The following is a 20,891-nucleotide window of genomic DNA, read 5'->3' as shown; positions in this document are numbered from 1 at the left end:
TAATCGCTAATTCACAAATTCATATTTGTTACAGCGACTTTTTACTAAAATACCAATCCTTATACTCATAGCCTTCGTCAGCACGTATTTCAGCTTCTGCAGCGGTACGAGGTGACGGCACAATGACCTGCTCCCCCACTTTCCAATTTTCTGGAGTAGCAACTTTGTTGCCATCACTAGTTTGCAAGGCATCAAGTAAGCGTAAGAACTCATCAACAGAGCGGCCATTGCTCATTGGGTAATAGACCATTGCTCGTAATATACCTTCAGGGTCAATGATAAAGGTGGCACGTACTGCTGAGGTATCACTGGCACCGGGCTGAATCATGCCATAGGATTTGGCAACCTGCATCGACAAATCAGCAATAATAGGAAAGGTAATCTCTACACCAAAATTTTCTTTGATATTACGCATCCAAGCGATATGCGAATGCACACTATCAATAGATAATCCTAGCAATTCACAGTTTCTAGCACGAAAATCTTCAGCTTTATTAGCAAAGGCTATGAACTCCGTAGTACATACAGGCGTAAAATCTGCTGGATGAGAAAATAGTACTAACCATTTACCTTTGTAGTCAGCTAATGACTTCATACCATCAGTGGTTAACGCATTGAAGTCTGGTGACGGTTGGTTGAGTTGAGGGAATTGAATGGCGTTAGTTGGTTCCATGTCATCTTGGCATGAACAGTTTTCACGTGAATGTTGACGGTTTCTCATTTGCTTATCCTTAGTTAGATAGTTATTAAATCATTGCAACGATGCAATATATTAAATATAGCATAGTAATATACTAAAAAATATTATATAGTTTAATATAACTATTAGTTTTTCTAAATGTACCTTGTAACTTATTATCTAATAGCATGTCTTAAACTTGTATGATTAAAATTACTATCCAGCGGCTGTTCGCCATATAAGCAAATATAGCAGCCGATAACTTCGTGAGAAACTGAGAGATATTATGAAACGAATCTTTATTCCTATCCTTACTGCAGTTGCCACTTTTTTAGCAGTTAGTCCTGCTTCTGCTGAAGAAACTCGTCATATCAAGATAGCAAAACCATCGTTATTGGTTATTGTCACATCGGATGATGCTCAGGTACAGCTAATGTCCATGGTGCTCACCATGCAATCAGCGAAGCAAGGAGCAGAAACCAACGTATTGCTCTGCGGTGCAGCTGGTGACATGGCACTACGTGATGCGCCTAGTAGTGTCACTACAGGGCAACCTCCAATGAATATGAGTGCACAAGGGTTAATGAAGACAGTTATGGAAAAAACCAAAACTACAGTCGAAGTTTGTGCCATTTATCTTCCAGGTAAAGGGCTTTATAAGTCTGCGCTAATTGATGGTGTTGCCGTAGCAGACCCCGCAGCCATTGCTAAATTGATGGTTGATAAAGATACAAAAATAGCCAGTTTTTAATGCTGTTTTTAATGCTGTTTTTAATGAGAAATCAGTAGCTTAAGATTTGATTAGCTTAAGCGCTCCATAGAAAGGACAAAATATCTGCTCTTATGTCCTTGTTTTATATCTATATATTTTAATTAACTATTCTGAATGGTATAGAAGGACATAGGAGATCATTATGAAACGACATCCAAGTAATCAAACCAGTAGATCGAATCAAGACGCTTTGGCAGCGTATCCCAATCGCGCTGACGATAACAAACAACCCATAGTTTCAAGATTATTTAATCGTCGTCAATTTATTGGTGCAGGCATTGCAACTGGAGCAGTTATAGGCAGCATGTCACTGAATGGCTGCGTATCGTCTCCCACAGCTCAAGAAAAAGTTAATATTGTTATTGTTGGTGCTGGTATTGCAGGATTGGCCGTTGCCAATAGGTTGAGTCGTCAACTTCCCAATGCAACCTTGACTATACTAGACAGTCGACAAGCTCACTATTACCAACCTGGCTACACTTTGCTAGCCACAGGCGTCTGGAATAATACCGACAAGGTTATAGACAGTAACGCCAACCTTCTTCCTGCAGGAATAAATTGGATACAAGAAAATGCTCGTGAGTTTTCACCGGATAACAATCAGGTAATTACTGAGAGCGGCAAAAAAATTGGCTATGACTATCTAGTGGTAGCAACTGGCTTAAGATTAGGTTTTGAGAAAATAGAGGGTCTTAATATTCAAGACTTAGGCACTGATGGCATTGGTAGTGTTTATCATAGTCCAGAAACTGCTATAAAAACATGGCAACAAATAGACGCCTTTCGTCAAAAAGGAGGGCGCGCCGTAATGACGCTAGCACATACTGACATGAAGTGTGCAGGTGCGCCATTGAAAATGACCTTTATGCTGCACGACAGACTCATACAAGCAGGTACACGACAAAACAGTGATATTCAATTTTTTAGTCCGCATCAGACGGTATTTAGCGTGCCTGTTGTAAACGAAAATATATTATCACGCTGGGCATCTTATGACCCACCAATTGGCGCAAACTTTGAGCAACGCTTAACTGGCATCGATAAATCATCAAAAGCTGCCTATTTCACGGATTCAGAGGGCAATCAAAATCGACAAGACTATGATTTTATTCATATTGTACCACCCATGTTTGCAGTAGACAGTATACTAAACAGCCCCTTAGCCAATAACAATGGTTGGCTTGACGTTGATAAATATACGCTACAACACAAGCGCTATGAAAATATTTTTGGGGTCGGTGATATTAATGGCACACCAAAAGGTAAAACAGCTGCAACTGTTAAACTGTCTGCACCCATAGTGACGAACAATCTTATTGAGGTGATACAAGGCAAGGCACCCAGTCAAAAATTTGATGGATATACCTCGTGTCCGTTGTTAATCAAAGAAGGTGAGGCGATGCTTGTTGAGTTCGATTATGAAAATAATTTAACCCCAAGTGTGCCTTTGGTTAACCCGTTAAAAGAAAGCTATTTTGCATGGTTTCTAGAAGAAATGATGCTGAAACCTGCTTATATGGCTGTTGCCAAAGGTCGAGTTTAACCTCGTATCATACAGATAGTCAGTATCTTCGTAAGTTTCAATAAGCTGGCTACCGTTTATATAAGTAGGAACTTTTACTAAGTTTCGCTAACATTTGTAAGGGAGCTGTCATGTTACTTTTAAATCAAGCATTTATGATGTTGTGGGAAGCTATATTAGAGAATGCGATGCTGGTCGGTGCATTATTTCTATTATTATTGATCACATGGAGTTATTGGAGCGTTGCAGGTAGGCATCAAAAGCTAGCATATCGTTTTACCAGTGTACTAGCAGCTATTACGGCAGGAATTGGCTTTTTTACTTTGCCATTATTTTTTAATTCTAGTTTAGGAAGTCTCAATTATTGGGTAGATTGGGCCTTCCATCTGGCAATGGTAGCAGCATTGTTTGTTTATGCTTATGTGGTTATATTGCCACTGATAACCGGACTAACCAATCCTAGCGCTTAATATCCAAAAGAAAAAATACGTAAGTCATTCTAGCTATGTTGTTAAATCCGTAGACATTCACTCGGGAGACTTTAGTTACGCAGCCTGACAATAAAAATCAAACCACATCTGTCTTGGCATTTTATAACCTGAATCCTATTGTAATTTTTGGTTCTCAAGCTCCATATATCTAATATTATTGCCGATAATAATCTCCATTACTGTATCAATCTAAGGAGTAGCAGCTCGAACCTGCTTATGCCTACCAAATTTAGAAAGCCCCAATCATCAGATTGGGGCTTTCTTTATGTCTGCAATATATGGCTTTAGCAAAAAACCTATGCCTGTATCAATTCATAGTCATAGCACTTAAATCCGCTCTGAGTTGCCTGAAAAAGTGACAGTACCCATAACAATAATGACCATTATTAATGATGCTTGTCTGTTAAAAATCATGTTATAAAGTTAAAAATAGCTGATGTTCGAATTAGTGCTTCCCTACCCACACTCTGTAGATATGGTAAGGTGGCTGGCCCTTATCGACAGTGCCAGTGAACGGCGGTGTTTTATGTAATTGATTCACTGCAACATATAACCAGCCATTGGTATCTAAAGACACATTATCAGGCCAATCAAATCGACTGTCTCGTACTAACGATGTTAGCTGCCCTTTATTATCAAGCACATCTACGCCATTATCATTTAAGTTGGTAAAGTAGTGGTTTCCATGATTGTCTGTAGTAGCACCATCAGATACTGGCTTGTCACCGACACGGATAATGCTATTGCCAATCTGTTCATCACTGGCTTTCGCCCTAAATAAGGTAGCGTCTAAGCTATACCAAGATTTACCATTCATCGCGCCAAAATAAATTGTATTATTATCAGCTGACATTGTGATCGGATTTATACCATTGTTTGTCAGCTGGCCCCCTAGCATGATATCCACACCATTGATCACCATTTTTGCGTCAGCTTCGGGTTGTAAAGCGATGTGATTGCCAAAACGCCGTATTTCATTGGTGTTCATATCAATGGCAATAACGGCTGGATTGGGAATATCGGCTAAGTAAATCCATCCGTTCTTTCTATCAACCACTAAGTCTTGCACAAAGCTATTTTTTGGTGCGATGTCTGTAGGTATCTCGATTTTGCTAATCAAGGCGCCAGTTTTAATATCAAAACCCCAAACACGAGTCTTACCGATGTGCTGACCCATATCGACAATCCATAATCCACCTTGATTATCTTTGGTGATACCTAGAGGTGTATCAATGGTCGCTTCACCATATTGACCTTTAGGTGATTGAAATTTACTTGAAGGCCAAGGCTCATAAGTGTTGGGCCCAGTCACTTCAAATAACTGCACACCCTGCTCACCATCGTTCGGATGCACAGTAGAAAATACCCGACCATCGCTAGTAGCCATGACATTGCCTGGGCGAATAGGTAAACCGATCACGTTTTCTATCTGTCCCACTGTCGCAACGTCGCTTTTTACTTTCGTCACGGGTTTTACTTGCGTCACGGACATAGCGTCGTGCTCAAGTGAGCTACAGCCTGCTAGGACAATAGCGACTAACCCAATAATAAAAATATTTTTCATTGTGAATTCCTGAATATTTAAAGAGGCCTATATTAGCTCTCTTATCTGACCATGTTACTCTAATTGGAGAGATTGATAGGGTTTCTACATTTTAATGTATAACGGTCTATTCTCAAATGATGCCATGACGTACTTCGTGAATGAGAAATGTTAAGACATAGTCTGAGAGACTGCTTTGATGACGCAAGACAATCGCTATGCTCGTAGTGAGTCTAGGATACAAAACGCTAAAATTATTTGGTCTGATTTTTATTGTCAGTTTGCATAACTAAAATCTCTCAAGCTGATGTCTACGGGATTGATAGCATAGGTCACCCACCATACAGTTGAAATGAGCAACCAAGATGAGCCGTGATATAATGCCTTAATAATTGATATTTTATGAAAGGTTTACATTATGGCTCGTACCGCTAGCGCATTACACATTTTAGTAAAACACAAAGAAGTGGCTGAGGACATTATTGTCAAGCTTAAAAAAGGCGCTAAATTTGATGTGCTGGCTAAAAAGCACTCAAACTGCCCATCAGGTAAGAAAGGTGGCAGCTTAGGCGAATTTCAAAAAGGCGACATGGTGCCAGCATTTGATAAAGTCTGCTTCAGCAGTGAACTCTACACCCCGCATTTAGTAAAAACTAAATTTGGCTGGCATGTGGTTAAAGTGCTTTACAGAACGTAAGCATTAGAATTGAGGCTTTGATTATGAGCTGCCTAAAGTATGTCCTGAACCTCATTTAGCCCCCTATTTTAAATTACTCTTGTTCTATCTTAGTTGTAAAAAGCAAATGAACCCGCTATGAATAAATATCATAGCGGGTTCATTGGTTTTACTGTCTCCAACGCTAGGACGTATTAGCCAAACACTTTTAAGCGACTGTCTACAGATTTGAATGCTTTGTCACCTGCAGGCTCCTCGATCGCACCAAATACCATCTGTGCAACCAATTCCCAGTCCTTATCCACATTCCAAACATCGGCAACTTGACTATCAATGATAGGATTATAATGCTGTAAGTTTGCACCGATATCTAAACTAGATAATGCAGTCCAGATCATATACTGATGCATGCCACTGGTATGCTGAGACCATACTGGGAATTTGTCAGCATATAACGGTGCAGCTTCTTGTAAACCTTTCACCACTGCATGATCTTCAAAGAATAATATAGTACCTGCACCCGCCTTAAAGCTATCAATTTTTTGCTTGGTTGACACAAACTTCTCATCGTCATTGACGATATCACGTAAGGTATCTTCCGTCATGTTCCATAGCTTTTGATGCTCTTCGCCGAACAACACGATAATGCGCGTTGACTGTGAGTTGAACGCTGATGGCGTGTGCAGAATAGCATGCTCAACCAATTTTACTACTTCATCATTCGATACTGGCAATTGATTGCTTAGCGCGTAAATAGAACGGCGTTTTTCTGCTAATTGCTGTAAATCTTGTAAATTTGACATGGTTTTCTCCAGTAGTTTTTATGAATCAAAATTAAATATTGGTGCATTGGATAAAATATTGATGCATGGGAATAAGTGGTCATTAGCCTTTGAAACCAATGTACCGTACTCAAAGCCTGGTTCTAGGTTCAATCTCACCATTTAATATTTTGTGTGTCGCAAATAATGAGCATAGAAAGGTATTAAGCAGTTATCGGCACTTCCATGAGTAACACTTTGGCGTCTTCTTCAATATCCACAGTGAACTGCTGAGCATCCCAAATACCAAGCGCATCTCTAGTCTCTAACGTCTTACCATTTACAGTAGCTTTTCCACTAATGACAAAGAGATAAACACCATTATTAGTATCTTTTAGCTGATAAGACGCTGTCACGCCTTTATCAAAGTCCCCCATACTGAACCATGCTTTTTGATGAATCCAGACACCTGCATCGTCAACGTTTGGCGATAGCACTTGGTTGAACTGATTTGGATGCATGATGTCACCCATGCGCATTTTCTGATAACGAGGGGTGACGTTAATTTTATTAGGGAGCACCCATATTTGCAAAAACTGCACAGCTTCCTCAACACTACCATTCATCTCACTATGAGTAATGCCCGTGCCGGCTGACATGACTTGTATTTCACCCATTGCAATAATACCTTTATTGCCGATATTATCGCCATGACTGAGCTTACCTGATAAGGGAATAGTAATAATTTCCATATCACGGTGTGAGTGCTTACCAAAACCTTGGCCGCCAGTCACAAAGTCATCATTAATGACACGTAGCGCACCAAAACCCATACGTTCTGGATTGTAATAATTAGCAAAGCTGAAGGTATGGTTGCTTTTTAGCCAGCCATGATTGGCATTGCCACGAGATTCTGCTGCATGATAGATCGTTTGCATCATTTATCCCTAGTTATTAACCTATTGATTAACTTAGTTATTCAGAAGTTAAATAACGATAAATATTGATTAGTTAACTGGTTCAAATGTTAGACATATTATAATTGTTGTCTAACCACAGATAAACATTGATAATTGCAAATATAAGTTCTCATTTAAAGAACAATTAAGGGGTGACTAAAATGGGACAACTAGAAGACATGGCCATGTTTGTACGCATTGTCGAAGCAGGCAGCATTACCAAAGCCGCAGAGCAGTTAAATATCGCCAAGTCCGCTGTCAGCCGCCGTCTCAAGGAGTTAGAGACGCGCTTGGGCAGTCAGTTGATCAGTCGAACCACACGCCAATCGAACTTGACACAGGCAGGTGAGCAGTATTACCAAAAGGTGAATAATATACTGAATGAGGTTGATGCACTGAATGAAGCGTCCAGTGGTGCACCGACACGTATCGAGGGCACACTAAAGATGACCGCACCGTTATCGTTTGGCTTGCTTCATTTAAAGGATGTTATTGATGAATACGCCAATCAACATCCCAACCTGAATTTTGAGTTAGATTTTTCTGATCGGCATACGGATTTAGTCGAAGAAGGGTTTGAACTGGCCATTCGTATTGGAGAAATGCAAGATTCTAGCTATCAGGCCAAACGCCTATCGTTAATTCGTCATACCCTATGCGCCAGTCCTGAGTATCTAGATAAAATGGGCACACCAAAAACGGTAGAAGATTTAGCGGATCATGAATTTTTACAATACAGCTTGAGCAAATCCAACACGATAGAATTGACAGATGAGCAAGGCAAAAAACATCAGGTAGAAGTTAAATCAAAAATAAAAATCAATAATGGTGATTTTTTGCGTGATATGGCAGTGCGAGGTCATGGCATTACCTTTTTGCCAACCTTTATCACATATCAGACCGTGGTCAGTGGCGAGCTAGTGCCCATCTTGCAGCAATATGAGCTACCGATGCTAACTGCCTATGCGGTCTATCCAAAAAATAGATTCCTATCTCAGCGGTGCCGCTATTTTATTGATTTTATCGCTGAGCGTTTCGGTGATAATCCTTATTGGGATGAGTGCTAGCCCTTCCAGTTCATCAAGTTAACACTCAAGAGAATCAACAAGCCTAAAAAAACGCTTCAAATTTTTAGGAGTTTCCAATTAAAGAATATCTTGAATATAGTTGAATTCAAATAAGTTCAATTCAAGGAAATCAAGTGCAAGCTATACATTAGTATAGTTAGCGAGGCTGACAATATAGCGGATTTATATGGATTTGACTGCACTACAAACCTAATTAGGAACCACAACCGCTTATCAGAAAGCAGCATCTGTATTCATTGACAGGTTTGACTTTGCTTAGATTGGATTTGCTATGTTAAGGGGGTTGCCATTCTTTGCAGACACTCCAGATATTATCTCTTTGATTGAAGTAGTCTTAATTATTGTATCGGGTATTATCTCTGTATGACATTTATTATCTTATTCACTTGAGCGCGTTTCAAACAGGTGTATAACTGGAGGTAGACCATTTTTGGATATTTAAGCTTAAGTCAGTTAGATCAATATCGAAAGCATCCGCTGTTGGTTGATTGGCAGCATCTATAATCTCAGCAGCGGTTACAACAATATCTTCAGTGCCATCAAAGTTAATACCCGCAACTCCAGCAGGTACATCGTTAAAGGTCACAATAGCTGTGTCCATACCGCCATTACCACCTATCACGGTGTAGGTCACATCTGGTACAGCACCTGCGTAACCATCGTTTGGCGTGAAGTTTAACGTGCCATCATTGGTAATAGTGATGATGCCGACATTTGGAATAGTCGCCATATCACCTGATTGATAAACTGTGGTATAGCCTTCAATAGTAAACGCTTCTACGCTTAATGAGTCATTTTCTGAATCGGTGTGATTGCCAAGAACTTTCATCTCAACTGCCCTATTATATACAGTCGTCACACTGTGAGCATTGGCAACTGCTAATTGTTTCGAAGCCACAGGTACATCATCAAAGATTATAATGCCTTTATCGCAGTCTCCGTGGCCACTTGTCATAGTGTAGGCCACGTCTGGTACAGCGCCTGCGTAACCCTTATTTGGCACGAAGGCTAGCATGCCATCAGCGGTAATTGTGAGCGGGCCATCATTTGGAACCGTCGCCGTGTTATCTGTTTGATAAACCGTAGTATGACCTTCAATCATAAAGTCTTCTACATTCAATAAATCTCTGTCTATATCAGTCTCATTGCGAGCCATGTCTGACCTATGGCCTACGGTCGTCACGCTGTTATGGCGAACAAATGGAGCACCATCCTCAAAATTATTTCTATTGCTATGACGGCTATCAGCGACTAAACCTACTTCCCTAGCCTCAGCTACTGTAGGCATCCACCAAGGTATCGCTACCGCAGTATGTTCCATACCCCCTAGTCCTTGCTCTTCTGCATTAGTTATTGCTAGATATGTTATAAAATCAAAGGCATCGCCAATATCTGTTATATAATACTCGCCAATTTCAGTTACTAGCTGTACTTGGTCTAGAATCATGTCATTAGTTTTGACTATAGTGCTCATATACTGATTCTCCCTTTTATTTTTTAAGGCAACTAATACAGATTGAGACATATTTATATTAGACAATCAGTTGCGATATCTTATTAAGTTTGTTGCATAAGTTATCGTCAGCGCTAATCGTTCTATTAGCGATAGCCAGTGAACAGATGTTTTGTTAAGGTTTAGATTATAAGAGACGTATTACTATCTAGTAACCTCTTTACTACAGGTTAACTCGCAAGCGGACAACCTCATATCATATTGACTCGAAATGCGACAAATAATGAAGCAGTCCCAGTAGTAAAGGAGCAACACTACAATTGATACGAGTAGTGTTTGTCGTATTTTTATTGTCAGTAAAATAAGACTTATTACTAGAAAGCCCATTAAAAAGCCACTTATCTTCAAGTGGCTTTTTAATGGGCTTTCTTACGCGAGTTTGATCAATCAAAGTGTATTTGCGTGAATACTGATTCAATCTACTATCGAATCATTGTTATTAATATCTTGATCTAATGCCAAACATGCTTAGATATTATCTTCTATATGACTTAGCTGGTTACTTTGATACGTTTTCGGTGTTATCCCAAACCAAGTTTTGAAGACTTTGAAAAATTGGCTGTGGGACTTGTAGCCCAATAGATACGCAACGTCCGTTGTTGAAATCTTCCTTTCAGTTAGATACAGCTTGGCCAATCGCTTCCTAGTCTCTTCTAAGATCTCTTGGAACGTAGCTCCCTCGTCATGTAGCCTTCTTCGTAGCGTACTGACGCTTATATTCATTGAGTCTGCGACCTGAATACGAGTTGGCGAGCTCACACCCATCATGGTATCGATAATTATCTCACAGCGCTGTTTATAACTAATTTCAGAAAATTGAGTAAACAACATATTAAACAAAGGATTGATATAAAACTTTCTGCCAAGCTCCTCTTCAGCTTTTATCAATAAGCTGGCAGCGTTTTTATAATGATCTTTACACTTTAAGGCATAGACCAAACTTGTCTTATTAGCAGATTCAGCAGGTGCTCCAAAGACTGATTGATAGTATTCTAACTCATAAGCAGTATGACGCTGTGCAACATATAACTTCTTTAACATACCAGGATAAAAAGCTTCTACGATTCGATAGACCAATACCATAACACTATCAAGTTGATGCTTATTCATCACATCTGGCGCATTGGAGATAAAGTCAAATCGAAGCATTCCTTTCTCTGCAGAAAGCTTGAGATCAACAGACCGTGCAATCATGGGAAAAGAACAGCATATAAGCCGACTAACCAACAGAAAAGGTAGCTCATTATTTACATTAGCAAAAGGTCTTATACATTCGCTGATAGATTTGTAAGAAGGTAATGACTCAATATTCACCAAAAAATTTAAGTTCAATCCTAAATAATTATCTTGCAAGGTATTACATAAAGCATCCATTTCTTTCATAACAGCTGAAATAGGTACTCTATCGCCATCATAACTGTCCATTAATAAAAACATCTCTGCAATTTTAGGAATGTCTTTTTCACGGTTTTTATCAAATAAGTACAATGTCATTGCTTCTCTTATTGCAAACATTACACTCTTATGAGTACTGTATTCTGCTTTTATCATTTTCTGACTCAGTTACGTTTGACTGTATTCAATCTTTGTTTCAACAAGACTAAGGGCTAGGCTATTTGGACCATAGTTTCATGAAACACATAATTGTATTAATTTTCTTTACTACTACAGACCTCTACCTCAAACAACTTTAGTTATCTAACATATCGCCGTTTTTGTTCCTCAACAGACTATAAAATCAGCTAATAAATGAAGCTCTTTCTTTATGTGATGGCCTTTTTTGACGAGCGAATTATTTAGAATTTTACCTGAAAGAACACAGTAACATCTAACGCTGACTCATATTACTACACAATAGTCATAAGTTACCTTTAAAAAAACTTATATCTCTGATTGTTATCACGTATTCTACGTAATATTGATAATATCGAATTCATTAAAGCCTATTAGAAATTGCACTCTACACCATCTTAATTAATCCCATATAGTCAAGCCGCGACAATATTGACATAAGGGAGCTAGTACCATATTTGTTTTATAAGAGAGTCACGACATCTCAACCGATTGATAACACTAATAACCAGTCATCATTTTTTAGGCCAATTATATGACCCCTTTATATACTGCATTAGCTGTACTGGTTACCTTTATTTGGGGTGTGAACTTTACCTTTATTGCGTGGGGGCTCGACAGCTTTCCTCCATTAATGCTCACGGCCCTACGTTTTTTCTTTACCGCTATACCACTGGTTTTTTTTCTTAAGCCGCCTAAGTTCAACCGTACATTATTTATTTATGCCATCGGTACGTTTGTCATGCAATATGCCTTTGTATTTACTGCCATGCATTTGGGTGCATCGGCAGGATTGACGGCACTATTGCTACAGATTCAGATTTTTATCACCGTATTGCTTGCATACTTTATATTGGGTGAGGCAGTGAATCGCATGCAAATCATCGGTATGATAGTTGGCGTACTAGGCTTGGGCGTGATTGCGCTAAACCTTGGCGGTGATATGCCTTTGGCTGGATTTGTCTGTATTTTGATTGCGGCAATAGGTTGGAGTTTTGGTAATATCGCATCAAAGCAAGCATCAGCACAAGCGACCTTAAAAGCCGCACAGCAGGAATCAAGTGCTTCTATTGTGTCGCCTGCCACTGGCAAAAACAAAGCCTCTGCTTTGTCTGCGTTAGCACTAGTGGTATGGGGCGGTTTAATTGCTTGTGTGATTTTAACCTTATCTTCTCTCATATTTGAGACCGAGGCATGGCAGTTGGCGACGTTTACAGAGGCATCGCTCAAGTCATGGTTATCGCTTGGATTTATCGTATATATCTCAACCTTGATTGGTTTTGGACTGTGGGCACATCTACTTAGCCAAAACACGGCCTCTAAGGTGATGCCGTTTGCTCTATTAGTGCCTGTATTCGGTATGACAACGTCCGTGTTACTCACAGGGGAAGTAGTGACTTGGTGGAAGATGCTGGCGATGATATTAATCTTGTCAGGTTTGTTATTGGCAAATATGAAGCTGACAAAAAAGCCTAAATCAGCATAATATTATTAGCTTATATTCCTATCAAACAGCATAGATTGCTATTTATCATCAGCAAAAAACACAAAAGCGAGTTTGATAAAGTATTTTTATCAAACTCGCTTAGATGACTTGCTCACTAGCGTTACGAGGTTGTGTGCTCATTTCAGAAATGGTGATAAAAATCAGATAAGTTGAGAATACTCCTTAACCACTAAATAATATGCGCCTCATAACTGAACTTCTCTGCCAACCCATATGACTCTCTGTATTCGATAGGATCGCCTTCTAGGTTTTTAGCGACGCGGCATACCTTGACTAAGTTCTCTCGCTTAGTACTATCCAGATAAGGATCTACGTGATTGGCTACAAAAAACAGTGTCTCTATGGCAGACGAGACAAACTGACCACACTTGGTATAATAAAACGGATAAAGCAGATTTTCAAAATCTTCAGGCTCTAGATTTACAAAGGCTTGGTAACGGCTCTTAGGTAACCAAATCTTTTCACTGAGCGAAACTTTTCCTTCAATAATGCGCACACGCTCTATATAAATGAGCGCTTTATTTTTACTTATATTTAGTTTTTCATTAATATTTTCAACGCCTTCTATTACCATTACTTTTTTGACCATCCCTATGGGTGTCGCATAGCAAGCGTCTTTATCACGGAACTTGAAGAACCTTAACAATGAACTCTCAAAATTTGGACGCTTCAAAAAAGTCCCTCTACCTTGATACTTAGTTAACACACCATCATCGACCAGCTTTTCTACTGCTTTACGAACGGTTCCTACCGATACTTGATACTTATCTGCAAATTCCTGCTCAGTTGGTAAAGGTGTATTTTCATCCCACTTACTTTCCGTCAGTAACGTCAGAATATGCCATCGTACCTGCTCATAGCGCGGCATTTTAAATTTGTCTAAATTTTTCAGCATTTTTTCACCACTACAGAAAGGTTTTTGTTAATTGCATCCATCTTGTCAAATATTGCTATTGACCTAAAAACCACATTATCCCTAATCAATCTGTCTGACTTTTTAAGTACCTTCAATGTATATCAAGTTAATATTAAATCATTAGATATTTATGAACAATCTTGTCTAATTGACCTAGTCTTTTTTGCTATCATTCTACTGAGCTAGACGGGCTTGTAGAACAAACTATAAGCCCCTCGTTTACAAAATTACTCGTACTATCAGCATAATGCTCTTTACTCTGTAAAAACTGCTATGGTTTTTTATAGAATTCATACAGTTGAGATCAGGGGCAGTCATGACTCTTTATATTCTAGCCGCTATAGTCATATGTATCATATTGGGCTATACCACCAAAATCAATATTGGTCTGTTTGCCATTGCCTTCTCATACCTTATCGGTTGTTTTGGTATGGGGCTAAAAACTCATGAGATTATTGAGCTATGGCCTCTCAAAATTTTCTTTGTTATCTTTGCCGTGACTCTCTTCTATAATTTTCCTCTAGCGAACGGTGCTTTAGAAAAACTATCGAATCATTTAATCTATAGATGTCGTCACTTTCCCGAATTATTGCCGTTGGTTATTTTCTTCGCCGCTACCATCGTTGCTGGCTTAGGGGCTGGCTATTACACTGTCTTAGCCACAATGGCACCTATGATCCTGCTGTTATCCAAACGCACTAACTTAAATCTTGTCGTTGCTACCTTATCGGTGAACTATGGTGCATTAGCTGGTGCTAACTTTATCACCTCACAGAGCGGTGTTATTTTTAGAGAGCTGATGCGCGGGGCAGGCGTCGCAAATGATAACACCTTTACTTATGTTTTGAGCGTCTTCGCTGCGACCTTTTTAATACCAGTGATCGTCTTAGGTATCTATTGCTTTTTCAATGCCAAAAATAGCAAAATTGCGATTCAAACGATAGTACCAGAGCCTTTCGATAGTAAGCAAAAACAATCTATTATGCTGATTTTTATCATGATGGCCATCGTGCTTATTATACCTATTTCAAACTTACTCATGCCTAATGTAGAAGCGATTCAGTTTTTGAATGCTCGAGTTGACATTGGTTTTATCGCCATTTTTTTCGCCTTAATTAGCTTATTGTTAAAATTGGGTGACGAAAAAAAGGTAATAGCATTGATACCTTGGAACACGCTTATTATGATTTGTGGGGTCGGTATGTTGATCGGCCTTGGTGTTGAGATCGGTGTTATCTACGAGCTAACAGAATGGCTCAGTACCAACGTTCCTATCTGGCTGATACCAATTTTAATCTTCGTTATCAGTGTAATTATGTCCCTCTTTGCTAGTACACTTGGCGTGGTCGCCCCTACTCTATTTCCTATGGTACTGCCCCTAGCCGTGGCCTCTGGACTTAACCCCTTATTGCTATTTACTTGTATTGTTGTGGGGGCGCAAAGCTCATCCCTTTCCCCCTTCTCATCAGGAGGTAGCCTTATGTTAGGCGCTTCTCAAGTGGTCATAGAAAAAAACAAACTGTTCAATGCGCTACTATTCAAAGCGGTGCCTTTAGATATTGGTATTGGCATACTAGCAATTTTAATTATCCAGCTGATATTTTAACTAGATCCTGTCCTCATTTGAAAAGAGAGACATACCCTATATAGAAAAATTCGCATTCGTAAAGATAGCTTTGATACGTCTGCCTATTGACTGACATATGCGCCTAAAATTATCAAACATCCACTTCATTATCATTTATAGCACTTATTTATATATTACTAACGTCATCTACTAAATCAGCTATTGTCCTCATCTACAGTAACATACCCCAGCATATTTCTGACATGTTCTCATGGCCAACTACATTTATAAGCCATTGTATTTATTCGTTTTTATTTCTACAACCACACTATTATTGAAGAATTACACAGTCCTCTTTTTTCTTAATGTGCAGGCAATAAACAAATAATCATAAGTCATTGTGATAGTATATTAAAATAAAATTCATGTATACATACATATGTTTCTTGTTATTTTTAATATATTCTGTTACTTTTGCAAAACGCTAAAAAATCTACTTTTATGAAGTTTAGTCGTTATTGTCAGGATAATCTGAACTTCATCTGTAATAACTTTATTATTTTGCTCAAAACTCTATTGAGTTTTCCATTAAAAATACACACAAGGAGTGTCGTGTGAACAAACTATCCTATTTGGCTCTTGGCCTTTCTGTACTCACCCTTACCGCATGTAATAAATCTGATACGACTGCATCTGATGCCAGTTTTGATGCCCCTTCACGTCCAGAATGTATTGCACCAGCAAAACCAGGCGGTGGCTTTGACTTGACTTGTAAACTTGCTCAAGCTGGCCTCAGAGATACTGGTCTATTAGAAGATCCGATGCGAGTCACTTATATGCCAGGCGGCGTCGGTGCTGTTGCTTATAACAAAATCGTTGCTAATGATCGTGCTAACAACGATGCAATCATTGCCTTCTCTACTGGCTCTATCCTCAATTTATCGCAAGGTAAATTTGGTAAATTCACTGAAAAAGATGTGAAATGGCTAGCAGCCGTTGGTACTGATTATGGTGCTATCGCTGTCAATGCAGACTCACCTATCAAAGATTTGGCAGGATTGGTTGCTGAGCTTAAGTCAAACCCAAAAGCAGTTAGTTTCGCCGCTGGTGGTAGTGTTGGTGGTCAGGACTGGATGCAAACAGCTATTTTAGCCAAAGCGGTTGGTGTTAATCCTAGTGACATGACTTATGTTGCGATGGAAGGTGGCGGCGAGGCGATCACAGCGGTAATGGGTAACCATGTGACTGTCGTGAGCGCTGGTATTGCTGAGATCATGCCACAAGCCAATGCTGGCAAATTACGTGTATTAGCCGTATTTGCAGATGAGAGATTGGGTGGCACGATGGCCGATATTCCTACTGCTGTAGAGCAAGGCTATGACGTTACTTGGCCAGTCATGCGTGGTTATTACATGGGTCCAGATGTCAGCCCTGCCGCTTATGACTGGTGGAAAGCAAGCTTTGATAACATGCTTGCGGATCCAAAATTCGCTGAGTTACGCGAGCAGCAAGAGCTACTACCATTCTCTATGACTGGTGATGAGCTAGAAGCATACGTTTATAAACGTACAGGTGAGCTACGTGAGTTGTCTGCTGAGTACGGTCTTGTTGATGCTACAGCTAAGTAGCATCACTCAGATCATATCCCCTTAATGATTGAATACTGATTTTTATAGTATTTATCGAAGGTTGACAGATGAGACATCTATCAACCTTCTTATTTTGGAATTTAAGGAATACTTCTATGACAATGGAACGTGCATTTTCTGGATTAATGGGGCTGTTTAGCTTATTTTTGGTCTATTTAGCTATTGGTTACGTTGCTCCTATTGCCTATGATCCTATCGGCCCTAGACCCTATCCTATTTTGATTTTCTCACTTACGGCGCTTTTGACCTTGGTTATTGCCTTTCGTCCAGCACGATTTACGAAAGTCATCGATTTAGGCTATAACAACGTAGTGCTTAGAAATCTTGTGCTGTGTGTCAGCGCATTATTGATTTATAGCTTAGTTTTTGAGCCTTTAGGTTTTGTGGTTGCTACCACACTGATGTGTTTTGCGGTTGGTTTATTATTTGCCGGAAATCCTATTAAAAGCCTTATCTTTTCAGTTGTGATCAGTATCGCCCTGTATGTCTTATTTGACATGGCTTTGGATGTGATTCTGCCACTTGGAATATTATCAGGAATAATGGGATAGCTATTATGGAAACTTTTGACTTTTTAATGCAGGGTTTTGGCGTAGCAATGTTGCCCAAAAACTTGCTGATTGCACTCATTGGCGCTTTTATTGGTACGGTTGTCGGTATGTTGCCTGGCCTTGGCCCTATTAATGGTGTGGCAATTCTATTACCTTTTGCCTTTGCCCTTGGTCTGCCACCTGAGAGTGCACTTATCTTACTAGCAGCTGTTTATCTTGGTTGCGAATATGGCGGTCGTATTTCTGCCATTCTACTTAACGTGCCGGGATCTGCCGCGGCGGTTATGACCTCTTTAGATGGTAACCCGCTAGCGGTTCAAGGAAAAGCCGGCATCGCCTTATCCATCTCTGCGGTTGCCTCATTTATTGGTTCTACGATTGCGACCATTGGTGTGGTCTTGTTCGCCCCTCTATTGGCTAAATGGGCAGTGTCGTTTGGACCTGCTGAATACTTCGTATTGATGGTATTCGCAATTTGCTGTTTGAGTGGTTTGGTCGGTGATCAACCTATCAAGACAGCAGTGTCAGCGTTAATCGGCCTGGGTCTGGCTACTGTTGGTGTCGATGCGGTCACAGGTATCTATCGCTATACCTTTGATTCAGTCAACTTATCTGATGGTATTCAGTTCACAACGATCGTTATTGGCTTTTTCAGCGTCAGTGAAATTTTGATTTTGCTCGAAAGAACCAGTACTGGTGGGAAAGTAATCGCGCAAGGTAAGCGTAGCCTATTCAACCTAAAAGAATTCCTCTTTACCATTGGCGCCATGGTGCGTAGTGGCATAATGGGCTTCTTCGTTGGTATTTTGCCTGGTGCAGGTGCAACTATCGCGAGTGCGATGACCTATGCTAGTGAACGTAAAATTGCTGGAGACAGTGGCAAATTTGGTGAAGGCGATCTTCGTGGTTTAGCATCTCCAGAGGCGGCTAACAACGCATCAGCATGTGGTTCATTCGTACCAATGTTGACTTTAGGTGTTCCAGGTTCTGGTACGACAGCGGTCATGATGGGTGCACTAACATTGTATAACATCACGCCAGGTCCACAGCTATTTACCGAGCAGCCAGATATTGTTTGGGGTCTTATTGCCTCGTTATTTATCTGTAACGTCATTCTTTTAGTGATGAACATTCCGCTAGTTGGTGTGTTTTCAAAGCTACTTAATGTACCAAACTATATCTTGATACCATCAATTGCTGCTATCAGTTTCGTTGGTGTCTACTCTATCAATAGTACAACTTTTGATATGGTGTTCATGGTCGCACTTGGTATATTTGGTTATTTCTTACGTAAATTACAGTTCCCTCTATCAGCCCTTATCCTAGGTTATGTACTAGGAGAGCTCATGGAGTCTAACCTCAGACGTGCCTTGTCTATTTCTCAAGGTGAGATGTCTATTCTATGGAGTAGCCCAATCACCGTGTCACTATGGGGTCTGGTAGTTGTTATGATATTCATGCCAATTATTCGTAAAATGTATCGTAAGCGCTTTAAGAAAATGATTGTTTAGGTTTTAGCGATTATGTTCTCTAAATGCTGTTTCTACGGTGGTCATACTCTATGTGTGACCACCGTTTTTTTAGAATATAGTCAATTCTCTATAAAAGAGCGACAGCGTTAACCTCGCTTGAAGTATCACAGTTACATCTGCACTCAGTTGCCTTGACTCTCTCTTAAATTGAATCAACTATAGTGAGATCTTCTATTTTCAGCCATTACAGTCAAGCCTTTATCAATCGTCCAAAATGCGTTATGCCTCCCTACTTGATGTCACTTATGAAATAGGATTTTATAGTGCTCTTTGTTTTAGATTTACTGCAAACCATTCCAACTTGGCACTTAGCAGGTTTGTTTGTCGCTGGCATGGTCGCTTTTATTATCTCCACTATATCCGGTGGTGGCGGTGCGATGCTACTGATACCAGTCACCTCTTCGATGATAGGGACAGCGGTTGCACCACCTGTGATCAACGTGGCTACCTTTATGAGTAATGCCTCGCGGCTCTATCTATTCTGGCATGATATTGATTGGTCATTGACTAAATACTATGTCCCAAGCGCTATCGTAGGTGCATGGCTCGCCGCATTGGTGTTTAGTCGTTTGGACGCAGGCTGGATTCAGTTATTGGTTGGTGCATTTTTAGTCTCGACTATTTTCCAATACAAGTTTGGTAAAGTAAGTAAAACATTTGATATGCCAAAAGTAGGTTTTGTACCTGTAGGCTTTGCCATTGCTTTTATGAGCACGTTAGTGGGTGGTCTCGGCCCTATTCTTAACCCTTTCTATATGAATGCTGGACTAGAAAAAGAAAGCCTTATTGCGACCAAAACGGCCAATTCTTTCTTTGTAGGTATTGTACAAATCGTCAGCTACACCTTTTTTGGAATACTCACCGTCAAGATATGGGTGTATGCTCTGGTATTAGGGCTGGGTGCTGTGATTGGCAACGTCATTGGCAAACACTTTTTGGCAGGTATTAGTATTAGCCAGTTTAGAATTATGCTGCTGATACTAATGGTCATCAGTGGCCTAATAATGATAATAAGAAACTTAAACGTATTGTTTTAACAAGCTTATATTCAGGGCATACCGTAAATTAGTGCATTTAGTAGTCTTAGGTCGGTTAGATTTTTATAAATAATAATCTTAATACTAAACCTGCCTGAGGATTTTGTAGTCTGATCCCTAGTCTATTTTACTTACTCTCAAGCACCATATAGTCAACACTGTTGCCGATAGCATCCTGCTCACTTAAGTTCTATTATTCTGAACCGCTATTTTCATCCTAAATAGGATGTCATTCAAATATTCTACTAGTTCTGTGAAGTAACAGTCATTTGGCTACTAGGCTAATTTACCAATCTCAGTTGCCAATATCAGGAACGGCAAGATTTTCATCTCCGTTAGGCATTTATGACTTTCAAAAGAAGTCATCTATCATCTACTATAGTGAAAGTGCTAGTAAGCCCTTAGCCAAAACTGCTGATATATTAGCTCAACGTGAGAATTTAGACGCGCATGCGCGTTCTGCACGCTATCGGTATCCGTAACCCCACCATCTTCTGATGTTTGATTGACTTACTTTAATAAAGAAAACTATATACTCCCACTTTATATTTATATA

At 39.7% G+C, this 20,891-nt stretch carries 18 protein-coding genes and 1 pseudogene; 12 read left to right on the top strand and 7 right to left on the bottom strand.

Annotated elements, in window-relative coordinates:
• Positions 1 to 28: 28 nt before the first annotated feature.
• The gene (locus IPZ60_RS13905) at positions 29 to 721 is read right to left on the bottom strand and encodes a peroxiredoxin (protein WP_265087471.1); all 693 of its coding nucleotides are present in this window, start codon (positions 719 to 721) and stop codon (positions 29 to 31) included.
• Between the two features lie 244 nt (positions 722 to 965).
• On the opposite strand from IPZ60_RS13905, the gene IPZ60_RS13900 reads away from it, so the two are divergent.
• The 3 genes from IPZ60_RS13900 to IPZ60_RS13890 all read left to right on the top strand — a co-directional run bounded on the left by IPZ60_RS13900 (position 966) and on the right by IPZ60_RS13890 (position 3,443).
• Positions 966 to 1,430, top strand: a complete 465-nt coding sequence (locus tag IPZ60_RS13900) for a hypothetical protein (RefSeq protein WP_194198316.1) — start codon at positions 966 to 968, stop codon at positions 1,428 to 1,430.
• 163 nt (positions 1,431 to 1,593) lie between these two features.
• Complete coding sequence (locus IPZ60_RS13895; protein ID WP_227669382.1) at positions 1,594 to 2,994, top strand: NAD(P)/FAD-dependent oxidoreductase; 1,401 nt, start codon at positions 1,594 to 1,596, stop codon at positions 2,992 to 2,994.
• Positions 2,995 to 3,104: 110 nt separating this feature from the next.
• Positions 3,105 to 3,443 (top strand): hypothetical protein, encoded by a 339-nt coding sequence (locus IPZ60_RS13890; protein ID WP_194198315.1) that lies wholly within the window; start codon positions 3,105 to 3,107, stop codon positions 3,441 to 3,443.
• Positions 3,444 to 3,909: 466 nt separating this feature from the next.
• On the opposite strand, the gene IPZ60_RS13885 is transcribed toward IPZ60_RS13890, so the two are convergent.
• Complete coding sequence (locus IPZ60_RS13885; protein WP_194198314.1) at positions 3,910 to 5,028, bottom strand: L-dopachrome tautomerase-related protein; 1,119 nt, start codon at positions 5,026 to 5,028, stop codon at positions 3,910 to 3,912.
• Positions 5,029 to 5,425: 397 nt separating this feature from the next.
• Between IPZ60_RS13885 and IPZ60_RS13880 the strand changes: the two genes are divergently transcribed.
• Positions 5,426 to 5,704, top strand: a complete 279-nt coding sequence (locus tag IPZ60_RS13880) for a peptidylprolyl isomerase (RefSeq protein ID WP_194198313.1) — start codon at positions 5,426 to 5,428, stop codon at positions 5,702 to 5,704.
• Between the two features lie 173 nt (positions 5,705 to 5,877).
• Here the strand turns inward: IPZ60_RS13880 and IPZ60_RS13875 are convergent, their stop codons facing one another.
• Positions 5,878 to 6,486, bottom strand: a complete 609-nt coding sequence (locus IPZ60_RS13875) for a nitroreductase family protein (RefSeq protein WP_194198312.1) — start codon at positions 6,484 to 6,486, stop codon at positions 5,878 to 5,880.
• 182 nt (positions 6,487 to 6,668) lie between these two features.
• A complete protein-coding gene (locus IPZ60_RS13870) occupies positions 6,669 to 7,382 on the bottom strand; it encodes a pirin family protein (protein WP_194198311.1) in 714 nt (237 codons plus the stop codon).
• A 182-nt stretch (positions 7,383 to 7,564) separates the two neighbouring features.
• On the opposite strand from IPZ60_RS13870, the gene IPZ60_RS13865 reads away from it, so the two are divergent.
• A complete protein-coding gene (locus tag IPZ60_RS13865; RefSeq protein ID WP_194198310.1) occupies positions 7,565 to 8,470 on the top strand; it encodes a LysR family transcriptional regulator in 906 nt (301 codons plus the stop codon).
• A gap of 418 nt (positions 8,471 to 8,888) precedes the next feature.
• On the opposite strand, the gene IPZ60_RS13860 is transcribed toward IPZ60_RS13865, so the two are convergent.
• Both IPZ60_RS13860 and IPZ60_RS13855 read right to left on the bottom strand, forming a co-directional pair.
• Positions 8,889 to 9,965, bottom strand: coding sequence for an Ig-like domain-containing protein (locus IPZ60_RS13860; RefSeq protein WP_194198309.1), 1,077 nt, complete (start codon positions 9,963 to 9,965; stop codon positions 8,889 to 8,891).
• A 507-nt stretch (positions 9,966 to 10,472) separates the two neighbouring features.
• On the bottom strand, positions 10,473 to 11,555 hold the full coding sequence (locus IPZ60_RS13855) for a helix-turn-helix transcriptional regulator (protein WP_194198308.1): 1,083 nt from the start codon (positions 11,553 to 11,555) through the stop codon (positions 10,473 to 10,475).
• 556 nt (positions 11,556 to 12,111) lie between these two features.
• Between IPZ60_RS13855 and IPZ60_RS13850 the strand changes: the two genes are divergently transcribed.
• The gene (locus tag IPZ60_RS13850) at positions 12,112 to 13,062 is read left to right on the top strand and encodes an EamA family transporter (RefSeq protein ID WP_194198307.1); all 951 of its coding nucleotides are present in this window, start codon (positions 12,112 to 12,114) and stop codon (positions 13,060 to 13,062) included.
• A 190-nt stretch (positions 13,063 to 13,252) separates the two neighbouring features.
• On the opposite strand, the gene IPZ60_RS13845 is transcribed toward IPZ60_RS13850, so the two are convergent.
• Positions 13,253 to 13,978, bottom strand: coding sequence for a GntR family transcriptional regulator (locus IPZ60_RS13845; RefSeq protein WP_194198306.1), 726 nt, complete (start codon positions 13,976 to 13,978; stop codon positions 13,253 to 13,255).
• Positions 13,979 to 14,297: 319 nt separating this feature from the next.
• On the opposite strand from IPZ60_RS13845, the gene IPZ60_RS13840 reads away from it, so the two are divergent.
• The 6 genes and pseudogenes from IPZ60_RS13840 to IPZ60_RS13815 form a co-directional block, all read left to right on the top strand.
• Positions 14,298 to 15,605, top strand: a complete 1,308-nt coding sequence (locus IPZ60_RS13840; protein ID WP_369074418.1) for an SLC13 family permease — start codon at positions 14,298 to 14,300, stop codon at positions 15,603 to 15,605.
• A gap of 575 nt (positions 15,606 to 16,180) precedes the next feature.
• A complete protein-coding gene (locus tag IPZ60_RS13835; RefSeq protein WP_194198304.1) occupies positions 16,181 to 17,194 on the top strand; it encodes a tripartite tricarboxylate transporter substrate binding protein in 1,014 nt (337 codons plus the stop codon).
• A gap of 116 nt (positions 17,195 to 17,310) precedes the next feature.
• Entirely contained in the window at positions 17,311 to 17,766 is a 456-nt protein-coding gene (locus tag IPZ60_RS13830) for a tripartite tricarboxylate transporter TctB family protein (protein WP_194198303.1), read from the top strand.
• Positions 17,767 to 17,771: 5 nt separating this feature from the next.
• The gene (locus IPZ60_RS13825; protein WP_194198302.1) at positions 17,772 to 19,277 is read left to right on the top strand and encodes a tripartite tricarboxylate transporter permease; all 1,506 of its coding nucleotides are present in this window, start codon (positions 17,772 to 17,774) and stop codon (positions 19,275 to 19,277) included.
• Positions 19,278 to 19,561: 284 nt separating this feature from the next.
• Positions 19,562 to 20,335, top strand: coding sequence for a sulfite exporter TauE/SafE family protein (locus IPZ60_RS13820; protein WP_194198301.1), 774 nt, complete (start codon positions 19,562 to 19,564; stop codon positions 20,333 to 20,335).
• Between the two features lie 299 nt (positions 20,336 to 20,634).
• Positions 20,635 to 20,817 (top strand): annotated as a pseudogene (locus IPZ60_RS13815) (histidinol dehydrogenase); the annotation flags it as partial.
• Between the last annotated feature and the right edge of the window lie 74 nt (positions 20,818 to 20,891).

Source organism: Psychrobacter sp. NG25 (genome assembly GCF_015234355.1).
GTDB lineage: Bacteria > Pseudomonadota > Gammaproteobacteria > Pseudomonadales > Moraxellaceae > Psychrobacter.
This window is presented reverse-complemented; position numbering and strand designations above follow the sequence as displayed.